The sequence below is a fragment of the Haloleucobacter albus genome, assembly GCF_052492075.1.
Genome location: NZ_JBQWAS010000028.1, coordinates 70,821 through 88,602, shown reverse-complemented (window position 1 = coordinate 88,602; position 17,782 = coordinate 70,821). Strand labels below are relative to the sequence as shown.

Here is a 17,782-nt window from a genome sequence, read left to right as displayed (position 1 = left end):
ATGGTGTTTTGATACAATTTGCGGAGGTTGGTGTGCGCTGCGACTGTCTGAGCAGGCGGCCATTTCTTTCGCAAGCATGTCCAGACATGGACAGGGCCCGGTTTCTGCCTGTTCTCAGGGGCGGACGGGAGCCGGATATCGGACTTGCACATTGTGGAGGCGGCCGATGGAACGGTTGCTGGAGAAAGTTCTGCGTCGGGCCATGGAACATGGATCACTGACCGTGACCATGGCTTCGGGCAGGAGGATCACAGTCGGAGATGGTGACGCACCGCATGTTGCCGTGCGCTTTATGACGGATGCCGCGCAAAAGAATATATGTCTGGACCCGGAGCTGAAGCTGGGCGAAGCCTATATGGACGGCACGCTGGTGATGGAGGAAGGCTCAACCATCACGGACTTGCTGAGCCTGCTGATGTCTCAGCCGGGGGTTAACACTGCATCGACAATGGGGCGCCTGATGGGGCTGGCGCGCCATGCCTGGCGGCGGGTGGATCAGTTCAATCCGCGTGGACGCTCCCAGCGCAATGTGGCGCATCATTATGATATTGATGGAAAGATCTATGATCTCTTCCTCGATCCAGACCGCCAGTACAGCTGCGCTTATTTTGAATATCCGGGCCAGAGCCTGGAAGATGCGCAACTGGCGAAGAAACGCCATCTGGCAGCCAAGATGGTGCTTGAGCGTGAAGATATGAGCGTGCTGGATATTGGGTGCGGCTGGGGAGGGCTGGGGCTGTATCTGGCGCGGATTGCACAGGCGAAGGTTACCGGTGTCACGCTCTCGAAGGAGCAACTGGCTATCGCCAGATCACGCGCCGTGGATGGTGGCCTGTCCGACCAGGCGGATTTCCGTTTTCAGGACTATCGCGACATCAAAGGCCCGTTTGACCGGATCGTCTCGGTCGGCATGTTCGAGCATGTCGGCGTGGATCACTATGGCGCATTCTTTCGCAAGATCCATGATCTGCTGGATGAGAAGGGCGTGATGGTGTTGCATTCCATCGGTCGCTCGGACCCGCCGGGCGTTACCAACCCGTTCATCGCCAAATATATTTTTCCAGGCGGCTATATTCCGGCCCTTTCGGAAGTCACGCCCCATATTGAGCGGGCGGGGCTGGTGATGACCGATATCGAATTGCTACGCCTGCATTATGCGGAAACGCTGAAAGCTTGGCGGGAACGCTTCATGGCGCATTGGGACGAAGCGAGAGACATTATGGACGAACGCTTCTGCCGCATGTGGGAGTTTTATCTGGCCGGGAGTGAGATGGGGTTCCGCCATCAGGGGCTGAATGTCTTCCAGATCCAGATGGCGCGCCGGCAGGAGGCTGTTCCGCTGACTCGCAACTATATTGAGCGGGAGGAAACGCGCTTGCGTACGATGGAGGAGAAGGCGCTGGCCCCCATGCGGTTGGCGGGGGAGTAGGACTGCGGTTTTCCAGAGGAGCCTTCATGGTTGCGGATGCGCTGAAACGGGAGGGGGAGCATGGCTTCGCCCTCCCTTTTTGTTGCCGGGCCCTTTGACAGATCTGGCGCAGGGGGCGGGGCGCTTTGCATCTGCCAGTGATGTGCGCACGATGCTGAAATGAGTGGCATGTCGGCACGCTTGAGGAGGGGTGAGTCGCCATTTCCGCATCGGAAGGTGCGAATAAAATGTGCAAATCTTCGATATTTTGCGCATTTTTTGCACGCCATGAATGGGCATATCGTCGCGGCCTGTATGGACCTTCGTAGGGGCTCGTGCGGCCTCGTGTTGAAGAGGCCGCTGAAGGGGGGATCGCACCGCCGGGCTGTGCACAGCCTGCAAGCCTTTTCAAAGGGTTTGCCTGCTTTCCCTTGCGGTATGTCATGTTTTGCGGAGGGGGCGGAGGCAACAAGTTCAGCCGGGCACACAAGGGCGTCTTGCGCCGCGGCGGAATATCTCCCATAAGGCCCGTGCTTGGGTGCTTGCGGTTCCATGATACCTTCTGCGTACGGGGCGCCATCTTGACGCCAGACTTCCTTCCCGTTCTGTTCTGCCCAAATTCCACCATAGCGGAACTGACGGAGATATGATGCAGGAAGACGGCCTTCTCGATAACGCACTCGTCCGGTTGGATGAGGCTGCCTCTCATCTCACCATTGATCCGGATGTGATCGAGAAGCTCAAATTCCCGCGTGAGACCACCAAGGTGCGGCTGATGATCCGCATGGATGACGGGTCTCGCAAATCGTTCCTCGCCTGGCGCTGCCGCTATGATGACACCCGCGGCCCCACCAAGGGCGGCATTCGCTTCCATCCCGATGCGACGGATGATGAAGTGGAGACGCTGGCCTTCTGGATGACCTTCAAGTGCGCGGTGATGAACCTGCCGTATGGCGGCGGCAAGGGCGCCGTGCAGGTGGACCCCCGCCAGCTCTCCAAGGCTGAGCTGGAGCGTCTTTCCCGCGCCTATATGCAGGCTTTCGCCCGCATCATTGGCCCGGATCGCGATATTCCCGCGCCGGATGTCTATACCAACGCCATGATCATGGGCTGGATGGCCGATGAATATGCGCAGATTGTCGGGCGCGCCGAGCCGGCCGTTATCACCGGCAAGCCCATTGCCTTGGGCGGTTCTCTGGGTCGTGGCGATGCCACGGCGCGCGGTGGCTTCTATCTGGTGCGCCATCTGGCCGAGGATCTGGGCCTGAGCAAGACCATGCGCGTGGCGGTGCAGGGCTTCGGAAATGCCGGCCAGCACATTGCCAGCCTGCTGGCGGGCGATGGCCACAAGATCGTCGCGGTGTCGGATTCCGCCGGCATGGTCTATTCGCCTGAAGGGTTGCATGTTGACATGCTGCTGGAGGCCAAGGCCAATGGTCTTTCCGTCACCAGCACGGCCGGCAAGGGTGGCCATGAGCTGATCTCCCATTCCGAGTTGGTGAGTGTGGATTGCGACCTGCTGGTGCCGGCGGCGCTGGAAAACATGATCCACGCCAAGAATGCCGAAAGCGTGCAGGCCAAGCTGGTGCTGGAGCTGGCCAACGGCCCCGTGACCCCCGAGGCGGATGAAATTCTGGCCAAGAAGGGCGTGGTCGTGCTGCCGGATATTCTGGCCAATGCCGGCGGCGTGACGGTCTCCTATTTCGAGTGGGTGCAAAACCGTCAGGGCTATTACTGGTCCGTGGAAGAAATTCATGATCGCCTGCGCACCATCACCGAGCGTGAGGGGCGGGCCATCTGGGATGTTTCTCGTGAGAAAAATGTGACCATGCGCACCGCCGCCTATGTGCATGCGCTGGGTCGCCTGGCCGAGGCCATTGAGGCTCACGGCACGCAGAACTTCTTCGTCAGCTGAAAGGATGGGCGCGCTTCTGCGTCCGCCTGAATGACACGAAAAACCTGAAGGCGCACCGGCCCGGCCGTGTGCGCCTTCATGTCATTGCGGGCTGTGTTCGATGTTTCCGGCGAAACGCAGCTTTGTGATATTGTATTCCGGCCACAGGCTGATATAAGAGCGCCTTGACCTGCCAGCGCATTCTCTCAGGCTCATTTGGGTTCTGACGCGCTTTTACAGGTACATCTGCTGGTTGGGGAGGACGCCATGTCTTGCGACGCCCTCTTCCAATTGGGGATGGGCTCAGTCAGACTGGATGCCACCCAAACGGAAGACACTTTTGCTGCGTGCGCGCTGAATGCGTGGGCGGAAGGTTTCTGTTTTCTGGAACGAAAGAACCGCGCCTTCGCCGCGCCCGCACCTGCGGGTTCCGGCCTCCATCGCGGCTTCGTTTCGGCCTGGCCGGTGGCCAGCCCTTTCAAGGCATAGATCCGGGCGCCGCATGTCTGCCATTGCAGCATGCCGCGCCGGTGCAGAGCTTGTGGCAGCTTTAGCCACTTTGCGCCCCTGAAGCGCAGGGCCATGCGCGTGGCTGGCAACATGCCGTCATGTTTGCCGCGCGCGTCACATGAATTTTCTCAACATCTGGCAGTGTTTCCGTTCCGGCCACACGGGTGGTCGCATGGCGGGAACAGCAGGAACGCCCGAAGATGCAAACGCCCTACTATTTGATCGACAAGAGTGCCTTGCAGCGGAACATGGACATCATCCGCCAGGTACAGGAGCGCTCGGGCGCAAAGGCGCTGCTGGCGCTGAAATGCTTTGCCACCTGGTGCGTGTTCGATCTGATGCGCGATTATATGGCGGGCACCACGTCTTCCTCGCTTTATGAGGTGCGGCTGGGCCGCGAGAAGTTCGGCGGGGAAACCCACGCCTACAGTGTTGCCTATGCGGATCACGAAATTGATGAAGTGGTCGGCCATGCCGACAAGATCATCTTCAATTCCATTGGCCAACTGGAGCGTTTTGCTGATCGCACCGGGGCGATTGCCCGCGGCCTGCGGCTGAACCCCGGCGTGAGTACATCGGGCTTCGATCTGGCGGACCCGGCGCGCCCCTTCTCCCGGCTGGGGGAGTGGGATGCTCAGAAAGTGGCGGCGGTGGCCGATCAGGTCACGGGCTATATGATCCATAATAATTGCGAGAACAGCAGCTTCGAATTGTTCGATGAGGTGCTGGGCCAGATTGAGGAGAAGTTCGGCGCGCTGTTTGGCAAGGCGCAGTGGATCAGCCTTGGCGGCGGCATTCACTTCACCGGAGAGGGCTATGATCTGGACGCTTTCTGCGATCGGCTGAAAGCCTTCTCCGAAAAATACGGCGTGCAAATCTATCTGGAGCCCGGCGAGGCGGCCATCACCAAAAGCACCACGCTGGAAGTGACGGTGCTGGATACGCTGTATAATGGCAAGAAACTGGCTATTGTTGATAGCTCAGTCGAGGCGCACATGCTGGATCTTCTGATCTATCGTGAAAGCGCGAAGATGCTGCCTAATGTAGGCCCGCACAATTACATGATCTGTGGCAAGTCTTGCCTGGCGGGCGATGTGTTTGGCGAGTTCGCCTTTCCCCATGAGCTGCGCACCGGAGACCGCCTCTCCATTCAGGATGCGGCCGGCTACACCATGGTGAAGAAGAACTGGTTCAACGGGGTGAAAATGCCTTCCATCGCCGTGCGCGAGCTGGATGGAACAGAGCGCCTGGTGCGCGAATTCACCTATGAGGATTTTTCATCGAACCTCTCCTGAGGTTCACCCTTCTCTCTCTTGCATCTGAAAAGGAGGCCCTGGCCCAAATGAAGAGGAATATCCTGATCATCGGCGCCGGTGGCGTGGGTCAAGTGGTGGCCCATAAATGCGCGCAGCACAATGATGTGCTGGGCGATATCCATATCGCTTCGCGGACCCTCGCGAAGTGCGAGGAGATCATCCGCTCCATCCAGGAGAAGGGGAGCCTCAAGGTTGAGGGCAAGCTGGAAGCCCATGCGCTGAATGCGCTGGATGTGGAGGCCACCTCCGCCCTTATCCGCGAGACGGGCTGTCAGATCGTCATCAATGTCGGCTCGGCCTTCCTCAACATGTCGGTGCTCTCGGCCTGCATCACTACGGGCGCGGCCTATATCGACACCGCCATCCATGAAGACCCGCTCAAGATCTGCGAAGATCCGCCATGGTATGGCAACTATGAGTGGCCGCGCCGTGAGGAGTGCGCCAAGGCCGGCGTCACCGCCATTCTGGGGGCCGGTTTCGACCCCGGCGTGGTGAATGCCTTTGCGCGCCTCGCCAAGGATGATTATTTCGACAAGATCGAATCCATTGATATCGTGGATATCAATGCTGGCAGTCATGGTCGCTATTTTGCGACCAATTTCGACCCGGAGATCAATTTCCGCGAATTCACCGGCCGTGTCTGGTCCTGGCAGAACAGCCAGTGGACCAAGAACAAGATGTTCGAAATCCGCAAGGAATGGGATCTGCCGGTGGTCGGCACCCAAACCGCCTACATGACCGGCCATGACGAGATCCATTCGCTCTCGAAGAATCTCGATGTGCCGGACATCCGTTTCTGGATGGGATTTGGCGATCATTACATCAATGTGTTCACCGTGCTGAACAATCTCGGCCTTCTGTCCGAGCAGCCGGTGCGCCTGCACAATGGGCAGGAAGTGGTGCCGCTGAAGGTGGTGAAGGCCCTGCTGCCGGACCCGTCCTCGCTTGCGCCGGATTACACCGGCAAGACCTGCATTGGTGATGTGGTGAAGGGCACGAAGGACGGGAAGCCGCGTGAAGTCTTCATCTACAATGTGGCGGATCACGCAGAGGCTTATGCCGAAGTGGGCAGCCAGGGCATTTCCTACACCGCCGGCGTGCCGCCGGTTGCCGCGGCGCTTCTTGTCGCCAATGGCAAGTGGGATGTGAAGACCATGGCGAATGTGGAAGAGCTGCCGGCGCATCCCTTCCTTGGTCTGCTGAATGTGATGGGCCTGCCCACGCGCATCAAGGATGAAGAGGGTGACCGCGCGATCAGCTTTGATGCCTGATCGCAGCGTCTGACTTCATTTGAGATTGAGCCGGGCCCGGTTTCTGGCCCGGCTTTTTCATGCCTCGTCCATGGTTCGTATCCGGTAAATGAAAACGCCGCACCCGTCTGGGCGCGGCGTTTCAGGTTTTGGGTTATCTGCGCTTCAGTGCGCTCTCATCCTCACAGGAAATAGAGGAAGGTGATGAGCGCGAAACAGGGCAGCAGGAAGACGCCGGACCAGGCCATGTACCCGAAGAAACTCGGCATTTTCACGCCGCGATGGCGGGCAATGGACAGCACCATGAAGTTTGGCGCATTGCCGATATAGGTCAGCGCGCCCATGAACACCGCGCCAGCCGAGATCGCCTCCAGCGTCACCGCCATCTGGTTCATGAGCTGGTGGGCGTCACCCCCGGCCAGATTGAAGAAGACCAGATAGGTGGGGGCATTGTCGAGGAAGCCGGAAAGGGTGCCTGTCAGCCAGAAATACCACACATTCACCGGCTCGCCATTTGGCCCTGTCACCAGTTGCACCAGCCCGGAGAATGCGCCCTCCGAGCCGGCCCGCAAAATGGCAATGACGGGAATGATGGTGAGGAAAATGGCGGCGAACAGCTTGGCGACTTCGAGAATCGGCTCCCAGTCAAAGCCGTTCCGCTCGCGGATGATCTTGGGGGTGATGGCCAGGGAGATCAGCGCCATCGCCACCAACAGCACATCACGCACAACCCATTGAATCTCCATATGGGTGCCGAGAATCTTGAAGCTGATTCCGGGCTTCCACAGGGCGCTGAGCAGAATGGCGCCAATAATGCCGCCCAGAAGCGGCAGGTTGCGCAGGCCGCGCACGCTGATGCTGTCTGTATCGGGGGTGCGGTCGGGCACGGGCTTCAGGCCCTCTTCCCGCGCGTAGAAATACCGATCCAGAAGATAGAAGCACACGAGCAGAATGCCCGCCACCAACAAGGTGTCATGCAGCAGATTCGTTGTGGTCCAGAAGAAGTCGACCCCCTTCAGGAAGCCCAGAAACAGTGGTGGGTCACCCAGCGGGGTCAGCGAGCCGCCAATATTCGAGACCAGAAAGATGAAGAACACCACCGTGTGCACATTATAGCGCCGGTTATCATTGGCGCGCAGCAGCGGGCGGATGAGCACCATGGATGCGCCGGTGGTGCCGATAATGCTGGCCAGCACCGTGCCCAGCGCCAGAAGGCCCGTATTCATGACCGGGCTGCCATGCAGATTGCCGGATACCAGAATGCCGCCAGAAACGGTGAACAGCGCATAGAGCAGGATGATGAAGGGAATATATTCCAGCAATGCCGTGTGCATCACTTCATGCGTGGTTGCTCCGGCACCATATTGCGCCACGAAGGGCACCACGAAGGCGAGGGCCCAGAACAGCGCGACCTTGCCATAATGATGGTGCCAGAACTGGGGGGCGAGCAGTGGAAACAGCGCGATGGACAGAAGAATGCCAACAAATGGAATGGCCCACAGGGGTGAAAGAGTCGCCCCGCTCAGTGCGGGCACGCCATCTGCGGCCCAGGCGGCAGCAGGAAAAAAGAGTGTTGTTGCAAGCACTATGCTGGCCATCGCGGTCGCAGCAGAGTGCTTCCACTGTGGTACATCCATCGAGGTTCCCCTGTTTAGCTGTGCCCCCGTTTGATGGACGATGGCATGGCATGAGGCAAGGAAAACCAGACCTTGGCCCCTCTGGTGGTTGACCCGCGCGCCGGTTTCTGCCCTAGTCCCCGCCACATTCCGACCCTTTGACGGCACCATGACAGACGATCGCACCGTGGAGCAGGGCTCCGACCGCTATAACGCCCGTGAAGTCGAGCCGCGCTGGCAGAAAGCGTGGGCAGAGAAGGGCACCTTCCGCACCCGCAATGATGACCCGCGCCCGAAATTCTATGTAATGGAAATGTTCCCCTATCCTTCGGGGCGCATTCATATCGGGCACGGCCGCAATTATGTGATGGGCGACGTGCTGGCGCGCTACAAGCGCATGAAGGGCTTCAATGTGTTGCACCCCATGGGGTGGGACGCCTTTGGCCTGCCGGCGGAAAATGCCGCCATTGAACGGGGCATCCATCCGCGCGAATGGACCTATGAGAACATCGCCTCCATGCGCGAGCAGCTCCAGCTTCTGGGCCTCTCGCTGGACTGGAATCGCGAGATCGCGACCTGCGACCCCAGCTATTATGTGGAGCAGCAGCGTATCTTCCTCGATTTTCTCGATCATGGCCTGGCCTATCGCAAGGAAAGCGAGGTCAACTGGGACCCGGTCGACAATACCGTGCTCGCCAATGAGCAGGTGATTGACGGGCGCGGCTGGCGCTCGGGCGCTCTGGTGGAGCGGCGCAAGCTCTCGCAATGGTTCCTGCGCATCACCGATTTTGCTCAGGAACTGCTTGACGGGCTGGATACGCTGGAGCGCTGGCCTGAAAAGGTGCGCCTGATGCAGCGCAACTGGATCGGCCGCTCGGAAGGCATGGAAGTGCTGTTCGAGTTCGTGCGCGGTTGTGCGCCGGAAGGCGTTGGCGCGGTCAAGGTTTACACCACGCGGCCCGATACGCTGTTCGGCGCATCCTTCCTGGCGCTTTCGCCGGATCATCCGCTGGCGCGCCAGCTGGCGCAGGATAATGAGGAACTCGCCGCCTTCATTGCCGAATGCAAGAAGGGCGGGACCTCCGCCGAGGAAATCGAGACCCAGGAAAAGCTGGGCTTCTATACCGGCCTGAAGGTGGTGCATCCGCTGGATGCCGAACGCACCGTGCCGGTTTATGTCGCCAATTTCGTGCTGATGGATTACGGCACCGGCGCTATCTTCGGTTGCCCGGCCCACGATCAGCGCGACCTCGATTTCGCCCGCAAATACAAGCTGCCGGTGGTGCCGGTGGTGCTGCCGCCGGATGCCGACCCGGAGACCTTCGCCATTGGCGATGAAGCCTATGATGGCGATGGTGCGTTGTTCAATTCCGGCTTCATGGATGGCATGAGCGTGCCGGACGCGAAGGAAGCCGTGGCGCGCCAGCTGGAGCGCTTCCGCGTGGGGCGTGAGCCGCAGGGCACGCGCAAGGTGAATTTCCGCCTGCGTGACTGGGGTGTCTCCCGCCAGCGCTATTGGGGCTGCCCGATTCCGATCATCCATTGCGAAAGCTGTGGCCCGGTGGGTGTGCCGCGCGATCAGCTGCCGGTGACGCTGCCGGAGGATGTGACCTTCGATCGTCCCGGCAATCCGCTGGACCGGGCGGCGGCCTGGCGCGATGTGGCCTGCCCCAAATGCGGCAAGCCGGCCCGGCGCGAGACGGACACGATGGATACCTTCGTGGATTCGTCCTGGTATTATCTGCGCTATGCATCGGACAATGTGGAAAAGCCGCTGGACAAGGCGGCCGTGGCCCACTGGCTGCCGGTGGATCAGTATATTGGCGGCATTGAGCATGCCATTCTTCATCTGCTCTATTCGCGCTTCTTTACCCGTGCGCTGAAGGCCTGCGGGCGCGTGGATGTGGCGGAGCCCTTCGCCGGCCTGTTCACTCAGGGCATGATCGTCCATGAATCCTACAAGGATCAGGATGGCCGCTGGCTCTTCCCCGAAGAGGTGAAGCGCGAGGCCGATGGCCGGGCGGTGAAGATTGCCGATGGCACGCCGGTGACGGTTCTGCCGCCGGAGAAGATGTCCAAGTCCAAGCGCAATGTGGTGGCCCCGGAAGTGGTGGCCGATACCTATGGCGTGGATTGCGCCCGCTGGTTCATGCTCTCTGATACGCCGCCCGAGCGCGACAGTGAGTGGACCCAGAGCGGCATTGAGGGTGCATGGCGCTTTGTGCAGCGCGTGTGGCGTCTGGTGAATGAGGCCATCGAATATGGCGCGTCTGCCGGCACGGCAAAGCCCGAGGCGTTCGGCGATGTGGCGCTGAACCTGCGCCGGGCCACCCATGGGCTGGTGTCTACCGTGGCCGAGGATGTGGAGCGCCTGCGCTTCAATGTGGCCGTGGCGCATGTGCATGAATTTGCCAATGTGTTTGGCTCGGCCATCGCACAGGCCCGCAAGGTGGACACGGTGCCCGCCGATCTCGCCTTTGCCCTGCGCGAGGCGGGTGAAATGCTCACCTGTGTGGTGGCGCCGATGATCCCGCATCTGGCGGAGGAGTGCTGGAAGCATCTTGGCCATGAGGGGCTGGTGGCGGAAGCCGGCTGGCCCGTAGTGGAAGATGCGCTGTTGCAGAACGATTCCGTGACCCTTCCGGTGCAGATCAATGGTAAGAAGCGGGATGATATTGTTGTCCCGCGTGAGGCGACCCCGGCTGAGATCGAAGCCGCGGTGCTGAAGCTGGAAGCCGTGCAGCGTGTGCTGGAAGGGCGTGCGCCCAAGCGGGTCATCGTGGTGCCGCAGAGGATCGTGAATGTCGTTGCCTGACACTGCCCCCAATGGCGCCGCCTGCCCGGCGCCCCGTGCCTTTTCCCGCATGCGTGCCCGGCACGCGGCGGGGTGGGTGGTCGCCGCGCGCCTGACTTTTGTCGGGCTCGCCTCGGCGGCGCTGGCCGGTTGTTTCCAGCCCATGTATGCCGCCAGCACGCCGGATGGCGGGCCGGGCCTGCGCGAGCAGCTGAGCAGCGTGGAGGTAATGCCCATCAATGGCAGCCTCGGCCATGTGCTGCGCAATGATCTGATTTATGATTTCAACGGCGGCGCGGGTAATCCGGCGCATGCAGCCTATCAGTTGCTCATCAAGACCAAACTGAGCAAAAGCACGGCGCTGGTGAACAAGAAATCCGGCCTGCCGGATAACGAGATCATCCGCGTGGAAGCGGACTGGACCTTGGTGCGCAAGGGCGATCCGAAAAAGACGAAGGTGGCGAAGGGCAAGTCCAAGGGCTCCGCCACGATCGACACCAGCTATCAGCGCTTCGCCAATTACAGCGCTGCCAAGGATGCTGAACGGCGGGCCTCTCAGGAAATCGTCGCCGATATCCGTACACAGCTGCTCGCGCATTTCATCCGTTCAGCGGGTCAGCCTGCGGCACCGGGCAAATAAGCCATGGTGGCGGTGCGGCCGGGAGATGCCGAAACGGCCCTCTCCCGGCGGGATCCGGGCAAGAGCGTCATTTTGCTGTTTGGCCCGGATACCGGGCTGGTGCGTGAGCGCGCCGATGCCGTGGTGAAGGCGGCGGTGCCGGATGCCAGCGACCCCTTCGCCCTTGTGCGGCTGGAGGGGGATGAGCTGTCTGCCGACCCCCAGCGCCTGATTGATGAAACCAGCACCATCGGCCTGTTCGGGGGCGAGCGTGTCATTCGCGTGCGCGCGGGTTCCCGAAATATCGTGCCGGCTCTCAAGCCGGTGCTGGAAGGCCCGGCCGGGGCGCTGGTGGTGGTGGAAGCCGGAGATCTCAAGCGTGGAGCTGCCTTGCGCAGCCTGTGCGAAGGTTCTCCCAATGCGCTGGCCATTGCCTGCTATGCCGATACCCAGCGCGATCTGGCCCGGCTTGTCGATACGATGATGGCCGAGGCCGGCCTTTCCATTGATCGGGATGCGAAGGAGCTGCTGGTGTCCCTGATCGGCGGGGACCGGATGGCCTCGCGTGGGGAAATCGCCAAACTCACTCTCTATGCGGCAGGCACGGGCCGGGTCAGTGTGGAGGATGTGCGCACCATTGTGGGCGATGCTTCGGCGCTGGCGCTGGATGATGTGGTGGATTGCGCACTTTCCGGGAATGCCGCCGGCGCGGTGAAGGCGCTGGCCAAGGCGTTTGGGGCCGCCACCCGGCCGGATGCGGTGCTGGGTGCGTTGCTGCGTGGTCTTTCCAGCTTGCATCAGATGGCCCTACAGGTGGAAGCCGGCCTGCCGCCGGAGCGGGCGGTAGAAAAGGCCCGCCCCATGGTGCATTTTTCCCGCAAGCCCAAACTGGAGAAAGCCCTGCGCGTGCTGAGCGCAGACCGCTGCGCGAAGCTGATGCTGGCGGTGGATGAGGCGATCCTTTCCGGTCGTCGCAATGCGCCGCTTGCCCCTTCCATCTGTGAACGTGTGGTGTTGCAGGTGGCCCAGCAGGCGGCTCGCCGGCGCAGATGAGCTTGCGGGGACACCGCGGCTGGGCACTGTGCGCCTTGCTCCTCGTGTGCCCACCTCTTGCCGCCTCCTCTTGCGCCTCCTCTTGCGACCTCCTCTTGCCGCCTTCCTGTGTGCGTGAGATAGTACAGGCTGGCCTGGGGTGCCGCTCTCCATGCGGCTGAGAACATACCCATTGAACCTGTCTGGATCATGCCAGCGTAGGGAGGTGCCGATGAGCAAGGGCTTGTCGTCCGGTTCCATGTCTTCCAATTTCATCTCGTCCACATCTGATTCTTCTTCGTCCGCATCGCCTGTAGCTGGCGCGCAACCGCGCGTGGCGGTGGTGGGTGCCGGTGTCATGGGGCTTTCCATTGGCTGGTTGCTGGCGAAGGCCGGTTGCGCGGTGGAGCTGTTCGATGCCGGTATCGCCGGCCTTGGGGCCAGCCATGCTGCTGCCGGCATGCTGGCCGCCTGTGCGGAGGCAGAGCCGGGGGAGGATGCGCTTCTCGGCCTCAACCGGGCCAGCCAGGCGCTGTGGCCGGCCTTCGCGGCCGAGCTGGAGGCGGATGCCGGCCAGAGTGTGGATCTGCGCACGGAAGGCACCATCACCATCGGCATTACGGCGGATGATGGGGCGCGGCTGCGCCATCTCTTCGCCCTGCAAACATCTCTCGGCCTGCCGGTGGAATGGCTGAGCCCGGCGCAGGCGCGCCGGCTGGAGCCGCATCTGGCCACCCAGCTTTCGGGCGCGATTCTCACGGCGGAGGATCATCAGGTCGACAATCGCAAGGTGGTGGAAGCGCTGAAGCTGGCCATTGTCCGCGCCGGTGTCGCCCTGCATGAGCATTGCCCGGTTTCCCGCGTGGAAACGGTGGGTGGGCGTGTCACTGGCGTGGTGGCGGGCACGGCGGAGGCCGGAGAACGCCATGTGCCGGCGGATATTGTCATTCTGGCGGCTGGCGCTTGGAGCCGGGGCGTGGAGATCACGCCCGCAAAGCGGTTGCCGGTGCGCCCTGTAAAGGGGCAGATGGCCGCCGTGCAGATGGACCCGGCCGCTCCGCTGCTGAACCATGTGTTGTGGGGGCCGGGTATCTACCTGGCGCCGCGCCGCAGTGGCCGCCTCATTCTGGGGGCAACCACCGAGGAAAAGGGCTTCGATACGCAGATCACGGCCGGTGGCCAGTTGGCGCTGCTCACCAATGCCTGGCGCGCTTTGCCCACTATTGAGGAGCTGCCGATCATCGAGCAATGGGTCGGCTTCCGGCCGGGCAGCCGGGATGATGCGCCCATTCTGGGGTCGAGCGATGAGGTGGACGGGCTGATCTATGCCACGGGCCACCATCGCAATGGCCTTTTGCTGTTGCCCGTTACAGCGCGGGTCATTGCCCGTCTGGTTCTGGAAGGGCGGATGGATGAGGTCGCCGCGCCCTTCGCCGCTGCGCGCTTCCATCCGCGTGTCGCAGCAGAATGAGTGGGCAGGAGAAGAAGATGCTGTCGCTGAAGGTGAATGGCGAAGAGATCCAACTCGCGGTGAAGACCGTGGCTGATCTGTTGCAGTCGCAGCAGATCGAACCGGAACGCAAGGGCATCGCCGTGGCGCTCAATGGAGCCGTGGTGCCGCGTCGCAACTGGGCGCAGACCATTCTGGCCGATAGCGATACGGTGGAAATCATCACCGCCCGGCAGGGGGGGTGAAGGGCGCCGCGCCCCATTACTTTCCCCGATGATCCGCCCCCATCAGATAAGGCAAGAGTGACGTGAACACGCTTTCAACCTCTCACCCCTCCAGCGTGCCGTCCATGGCGGCCCCTCAGGATGACCTGCTGGTGATTGCAGGGCGCAGTTTCCGTTCGCGCCTGTTTCTGGGCACGGCGGGTTATCCCAACCAGCAGGTGTTTCTGGATTCGCTGGAGGCTTCCGGCTCGGAAATGGCCACGGCCTCCATCCGGCGTATCTCGCTTTCCGGCTATGAGGAAAGCCTGACGGATCTGCTGACCGACCGGGTGCATATTCTGCCCAATACTGCCGGTTGCCAGACGGCGAAAGACGCCATCCTCACTGCCGAGCTCGCCCGTGAGGCGCTGGAAACGGATTGGGTGAAGCTGGAGGTCATCGGTGATCGCGAATTGCTCTATCCCAATGTGGAAGAGCTGCTGAAGGCCACGGAAGAGCTGGTGAACCGCAGCTTTGTGGTGCTGCCCTATTGTAATGATGACCCGGTGACCTGCCAGAAGCTGGCGGATCTGGGCGCAGCCACAGTGATGCCGCTGGGCTCCATGATTGGCTCTGGTCTCGGCATTGCCAATCCGCACATGATCGAACTGATCTGCTCGCGCTCGCCGGTGCCGGTGGTACTGGATGCGGGCCTGGGCACGGCTTCCGATGCGGCGCTGGCCATGGAACTGGGATGCTCGGCTGTGCTGCTGAACACCGCCGTTTCCAAGGCGTTGGACCCGGTGCGCATGGCGCGGGCCTTTCGCTACGCGGTGGAAGGCGGGCGGCTGGCGCGCCTGTCCGGGCGTATTCCCAGAAAGCTTCATGCTGAAGCTTCCAGCCCGGAATTTGGCCTGATCGGCGGCTGAGATGCCGGCTTTCCGGTCGCGCGTGTCGTCATCCTTGCCCCATCCCCCCTTGCTGCTGATTACGGATCGGCGGCAAGTGCGGGGCGGTGATGTGGTTGCGGTAGTGGCCGGGGCCTGCGCGTCCGGTTGCCGTTGGGTGAGCCTGCGCGAAAAGGATCTGTCGCCGGAGGCGCAACGGGCGCTTTTCGTGCGCTTGCGTGAGGTGACGCAGCCCTTCGGCGCGGCCCTGACCCTGCATGGTTCTGCGCAACTCGCGCTGGCGGCAGGGGCGGATGGGGTGCATTTGCCGGCCGGCAGTGATGCCCGTGCGGCCCGCGCATTGCTGGGGCCAGAGGCACTCATCGGGCTTTCTCTTCATGATGTGACCGAGATCGGGGCCTTGTCGGCCGGAAGCGTTGATTATGTGACAGCCAGCCCGGTGTTTCTTTCAGCATCCAAGCCGGGCTATGGGCCGGCTCTGGGTGCGGAAGGGTTGGCGCATTTTGTTACGGCTTCTCCCGTGCCGGTGGTGGCGTTGGGGGGCATTGGTGTGGAACGGGTCTCCATTTGCCGTGCGGCAGGTGCATTGGGTGTGGCGGTGATGGGAGATGTGATGCGCGCAAAACTGCCGGCCGCACACATTGCCCTCTTGATTGCGGGCCTGAATTAGATTCTCGTATCGTCCGTGTCTGCGGGAGCAGCTTTTCTGTCTTTCGCTCAGACGCCTCCTCTTTGAGAGGGCACCATCATGAAAAGACGCAGTTTTCTGGCTGGCCTGGCGCTCTGCCCCATCTGTGCCGGCACGGCTCTGGCCCAGGATGCCCCTATGGGCCCTTCCTGGGGTTATGAAGGGGCTGGCGGCCCTGAACATTGGGGGTCGTTGGAAAAAGCCTATGAGGCCTGCGCCATTGGCGCTCAGCAATCCCCGGTCAATCTGCAAGGAGCAGTGCGGGCGGAGGCGACCGGGCCGTTACTGGGCTGGAAGCCGGCCTCGTTCAAGGTGGTCAATAATGGCCACACCATTCAGCTGGATGTTGAGGGCGATGCTGGCGGCGTGCTGATGAATGGCAAGCCTTATGCGCTGCGCCAGTTCCATTTCCACGCGCCCAGCGAGCATGCCATAGATGGCCAGCGCACCGCCATGGAAGCGCATTTCGTGCATGTTGGCGAAGACGGCAAGCTGTTGGTGATCGGGGTGTTTCTTGTGCCGGGCGAGGCCAATGATGCCTTTTCCACCCTCATGGCGGCCGCCCCGAAAAAACAGGGGTCCGAGGCCCTGAAGCAGCCTATGGACCCTTCTGCCCTGCTGCCGAAGAAGCGGGCTCTTTATCGTTATGAAGGTTCGCTCACCACGCCGCCCTGTGCCGAAGTGGTGGACTGGAATATCTATGCTGCGCCGGTGAGTGTGGATGCGCAGGATATTGAAGCCTTTCGCGCCATCTTCCCGATGAATGCGCGCCCGCTTCAGGCAATGAACCGGCGCTTCCTGCTTCAGATGCAGTGAGGCTGCAAATCGAGTTAACGGGGGCGCAGGCCGTATGGGCCTGCGCCCTTTTCATTCTGACTGGCGTCAGGAGTTGTCTTCCGGCCGGTCGGTAAAGCCGCACGCGCCATTGCCAAGAGCCGGCGCGGCCTTCTCCAGCACCAGAGGGCTTCGGGAGAAGGCGATGGGCGTGCGCAGGCCCGCCATGCCTTCGGGATGGATGACAAGATTGCGGGCCTGAATTTGCGGGTCTTCAATCGCCTCCGCGACGGTATTGATAGGCCCTGCCGGTACCCCGGCGGCCTCGAAAGCTGCGATCAGATCCGCGCGGGTGCGCGTGCCGGTCTTTTCCGCAATATGCGCGCACAGATGGGTGCGGTTGCTGACCCGCGCAGGATTTGTGGCGAAGGCTTCATCTTCCGCCATGCCGGGCAGATCCAGAACCCGGCACAGGGCCTTGAACTGCCTGTCATTGCCGCAGGCGATGATGAGATGCCCGTCGGATGCGGGAAAAAGCTGGTAGGGCACAATATTGGGGTGCGCATTGCCCATGCGGTGGGGCACCATGCCGCCGGCCAGAAAATTCATGGCCTGATTGGCCAGCACAGCCACGCCGGTATCCAGAAGCGAGAGATCAACATGCTGGCCCCGGCCGGAGCGCGCCCGTTCCGCCAGCGCGGCCTGAATGCCGATAACGCCGTAAAGCCCTGTGAAAATATCAATCCAGGCCACGCCGACCTTCTGTGGTTCGCCATCGGGCTCGCCGGTCAGGTCCATGATGCCGCACATGCCCTGAATGAGAAAATCATAGCCCGGACTTGTGGCGCGCGGGCCAGTTTGCCCGAAGCCGGTGACGGAGGCATAGACCGCGCGGGGATTGAGGGTGGCCACGCTGTCATAATCCAGCCCGAACTTCCTGAGTCCGCCCAGCTTGAAATTCTCGATCACCACATCCGCCTCACGGATGAGATCCTTCACGCGGGACAGGTCTTCCGCACTGGAAAAATCGCAGGTGATGGAGGTTTTGCCGCGATTGGCGGCATGGAAATAGGCCGCCACACGCTCCGTGCCGCCCTTGCCATCCGGCCGCTCAATGAAGGGCGGGCCCCAGCTGCGGGTGTCATCGCCTGCGGGGCTTTCCACCTTGATGACCTCGGCTCCCAGATCCGCCAGCGTCTGGCCGATCCACGGACCGGCGAGAATGCGGGCCAGTTCCACAACCTTCAGGCCGGCGAGGGGCGGCAGATCTTGCTGGGGCATATGTCTCTTCCAGATATGTTTGGCGTTTGAAAAAGAGAT

Annotated in this window: 14 protein-coding genes and 1 riboswitch; of the genes, 12 read left to right on the top strand and 2 right to left on the bottom strand. The window is 61.6% G+C overall.

What is annotated here, in order from left to right:
• Positions 1 to 166 precede the first annotated feature (166 nt).
• The 4 genes from ACT6QH_RS10360 to ACT6QH_RS10345 all read left to right on the top strand — a co-directional run bounded on the left by ACT6QH_RS10360 (position 167) and on the right by ACT6QH_RS10345 (position 6,399).
• Positions 167 to 1,429, top strand: a complete 1,263-nt coding sequence (locus ACT6QH_RS10360) for a cyclopropane fatty acid synthase (RefSeq protein WP_444974751.1) — start codon at positions 167 to 169, stop codon at positions 1,427 to 1,429.
• Between the two features lie 628 nt (positions 1,430 to 2,057).
• Entirely contained in the window at positions 2,058 to 3,323 is a 1,266-nt protein-coding gene (locus tag ACT6QH_RS10355; RefSeq protein WP_444975140.1) for a Glu/Leu/Phe/Val family dehydrogenase, read from the top strand.
• 689 nt (positions 3,324 to 4,012) lie between these two features.
• Positions 4,013 to 5,107 (top strand): carboxynorspermidine decarboxylase, encoded by a 1,095-nt coding sequence (gene nspC, locus ACT6QH_RS10350; protein WP_444974750.1) that lies wholly within the window; start codon positions 4,013 to 4,015, stop codon positions 5,105 to 5,107.
• A gap of 47 nt (positions 5,108 to 5,154) precedes the next feature.
• A complete protein-coding gene (locus ACT6QH_RS10345) occupies positions 5,155 to 6,399 on the top strand; it encodes a saccharopine dehydrogenase family protein (protein WP_444974749.1) in 1,245 nt (414 codons plus the stop codon).
• A 161-nt stretch (positions 6,400 to 6,560) separates the two neighbouring features.
• Here the strand turns inward: ACT6QH_RS10345 and ACT6QH_RS10340 are convergent, their stop codons facing one another.
• Positions 6,561 to 7,976, bottom strand: a complete 1,416-nt coding sequence (locus ACT6QH_RS10340; RefSeq protein ID WP_444974748.1) for a sodium:proton antiporter — start codon at positions 7,974 to 7,976, stop codon at positions 6,561 to 6,563.
• A gap of 187 nt (positions 7,977 to 8,163) precedes the next feature.
• Here ACT6QH_RS10340 and leuS point away from each other — a divergent pair, with 187 nt between their 5' ends.
• The 8 genes from leuS to ACT6QH_RS10300 all read left to right on the top strand — a co-directional run bounded on the left by leuS (position 8,164) and on the right by ACT6QH_RS10300 (position 16,504).
• Positions 8,164 to 10,809 (top strand): leucine--tRNA ligase, encoded by a 2,646-nt coding sequence (gene leuS / locus ACT6QH_RS10335; protein ID WP_444974747.1) that lies wholly within the window; start codon positions 8,164 to 8,166, stop codon positions 10,807 to 10,809.
• The gene (locus ACT6QH_RS10330; protein WP_444974746.1) at positions 10,796 to 11,428 is read left to right on the top strand and encodes a hypothetical protein; all 633 of its coding nucleotides are present in this window, start codon (positions 10,796 to 10,798) and stop codon (positions 11,426 to 11,428) included. Before leuS ends, ACT6QH_RS10330 begins: the two co-directional genes overlap by 14 nt.
• 3 nt (positions 11,429 to 11,431) lie before the next feature.
• The gene (gene holA, locus ACT6QH_RS10325; RefSeq protein ID WP_444974745.1) at positions 11,432 to 12,460 is read left to right on the top strand and encodes a DNA polymerase III subunit delta; all 1,029 of its coding nucleotides are present in this window, start codon (positions 11,432 to 11,434) and stop codon (positions 12,458 to 12,460) included.
• 125 nt (positions 12,461 to 12,585) lie between these two features.
• Positions 12,586 to 12,681: riboswitch (TPP riboswitch) on the top strand.
• A complete protein-coding gene (thiO, locus tag ACT6QH_RS10320; protein WP_444974744.1) occupies positions 12,672 to 13,910 on the top strand; it encodes a glycine oxidase ThiO in 1,239 nt (412 codons plus the stop codon). (Overlaps the previous riboswitch by 10 nt.)
• Positions 13,911 to 13,927: 17 nt before the next feature.
• A complete protein-coding gene (gene thiS, locus ACT6QH_RS10315; RefSeq protein ID WP_444974743.1) occupies positions 13,928 to 14,134 on the top strand; it encodes a sulfur carrier protein ThiS in 207 nt (68 codons plus the stop codon).
• 104 nt (positions 14,135 to 14,238) lie between these two features.
• Complete coding sequence (locus ACT6QH_RS10310) at positions 14,239 to 15,021, top strand: thiazole synthase (protein WP_444975139.1); 783 nt, start codon at positions 14,239 to 14,241, stop codon at positions 15,019 to 15,021.
• 1 nt (position 15,022) lies between these two features.
• Positions 15,023 to 15,670, top strand: coding sequence for a thiamine phosphate synthase (locus tag ACT6QH_RS10305; RefSeq protein WP_444974742.1), 648 nt, complete (start codon positions 15,023 to 15,025; stop codon positions 15,668 to 15,670).
• Between the two features lie 78 nt (positions 15,671 to 15,748).
• Positions 15,749 to 16,504 (top strand): carbonic anhydrase, encoded by a 756-nt coding sequence (locus tag ACT6QH_RS10300; RefSeq protein ID WP_444974741.1) that lies wholly within the window; start codon positions 15,749 to 15,751, stop codon positions 16,502 to 16,504.
• A 66-nt stretch (positions 16,505 to 16,570) separates the two neighbouring features.
• Here the strand turns inward: ACT6QH_RS10300 and ACT6QH_RS10295 are convergent, their stop codons facing one another.
• Positions 16,571 to 17,743 carry a CaiB/BaiF CoA transferase family protein gene (locus tag ACT6QH_RS10295; protein WP_444974740.1) on the bottom strand — a complete coding sequence of 391 codons (1,173 nt, stop codon included), beginning with the start codon at positions 17,741 to 17,743 and terminating at the stop codon, positions 16,571 to 16,573.
• Between the last annotated feature and the right edge of the window lie 39 nt (positions 17,744 to 17,782).

What these genes read in the sequence shown, in the direction of transcription:
- nspC (WP_444974750.1), top strand. Translation starts at nt 4,013, where the DNA reads ATGCAAACGCCCTACTATTTGATCGACAAGAGTGCCTTGCAGCGGAAC.
- holA (WP_444974745.1), top strand. Translation starts at nt 11,432, where the DNA reads ATGGTGGCGGTGCGGCCGGGAGATGCCGAAACGGCCCTCTCCCGGCGG.
- ACT6QH_RS10310 (WP_444975139.1), top strand. Translation starts at nt 14,239, where the DNA reads ATGGCGGCCCCTCAGGATGACCTGCTGGTGATTGCAGGGCGCAGTTTC.
- thiO (WP_444974744.1), top strand. Translation starts at nt 12,672, where the DNA reads ATGAGCAAGGGCTTGTCGTCCGGTTCCATGTCTTCCAATTTCATCTCG.
- ACT6QH_RS10330 (WP_444974746.1), top strand. Translation starts at nt 10,796, where the DNA reads ATGTCGTTGCCTGACACTGCCCCCAATGGCGCCGCCTGCCCGGCGCCC.
- thiS (WP_444974743.1), top strand. Translation starts at nt 13,928, where the DNA reads ATGCTGTCGCTGAAGGTGAATGGCGAAGAGATCCAACTCGCGGTGAAG.
- ACT6QH_RS10295 (WP_444974740.1), bottom strand. Translation starts at nt 17,743, where the DNA reads ATGCCCCAGCAAGATCTGCCGCCCCTCGCCGGCCTGAAGGTTGTGGAA.
- ACT6QH_RS10355 (WP_444975140.1), top strand. Translation starts at nt 2,058, where the DNA reads ATGCAGGAAGACGGCCTTCTCGATAACGCACTCGTCCGGTTGGATGAG.
- ACT6QH_RS10345 (WP_444974749.1), top strand. Translation starts at nt 5,155, where the DNA reads ATGAAGAGGAATATCCTGATCATCGGCGCCGGTGGCGTGGGTCAAGTG.
- ACT6QH_RS10300 (WP_444974741.1), top strand. Translation starts at nt 15,749, where the DNA reads ATGAAAAGACGCAGTTTTCTGGCTGGCCTGGCGCTCTGCCCCATCTGT.
- ACT6QH_RS10360 (WP_444974751.1), top strand. Translation starts at nt 167, where the DNA reads ATGGAACGGTTGCTGGAGAAAGTTCTGCGTCGGGCCATGGAACATGGA.
- ACT6QH_RS10305 (WP_444974742.1), top strand. Translation starts at nt 15,023, where the DNA reads ATGCCGGCTTTCCGGTCGCGCGTGTCGTCATCCTTGCCCCATCCCCCC.
- ACT6QH_RS10340 (WP_444974748.1), bottom strand. Translation starts at nt 7,976, where the DNA reads ATGGCCAGCATAGTGCTTGCAACAACACTCTTTTTTCCTGCTGCCGCC.
- leuS (WP_444974747.1), top strand. Translation starts at nt 8,164, where the DNA reads ATGACAGACGATCGCACCGTGGAGCAGGGCTCCGACCGCTATAACGCC.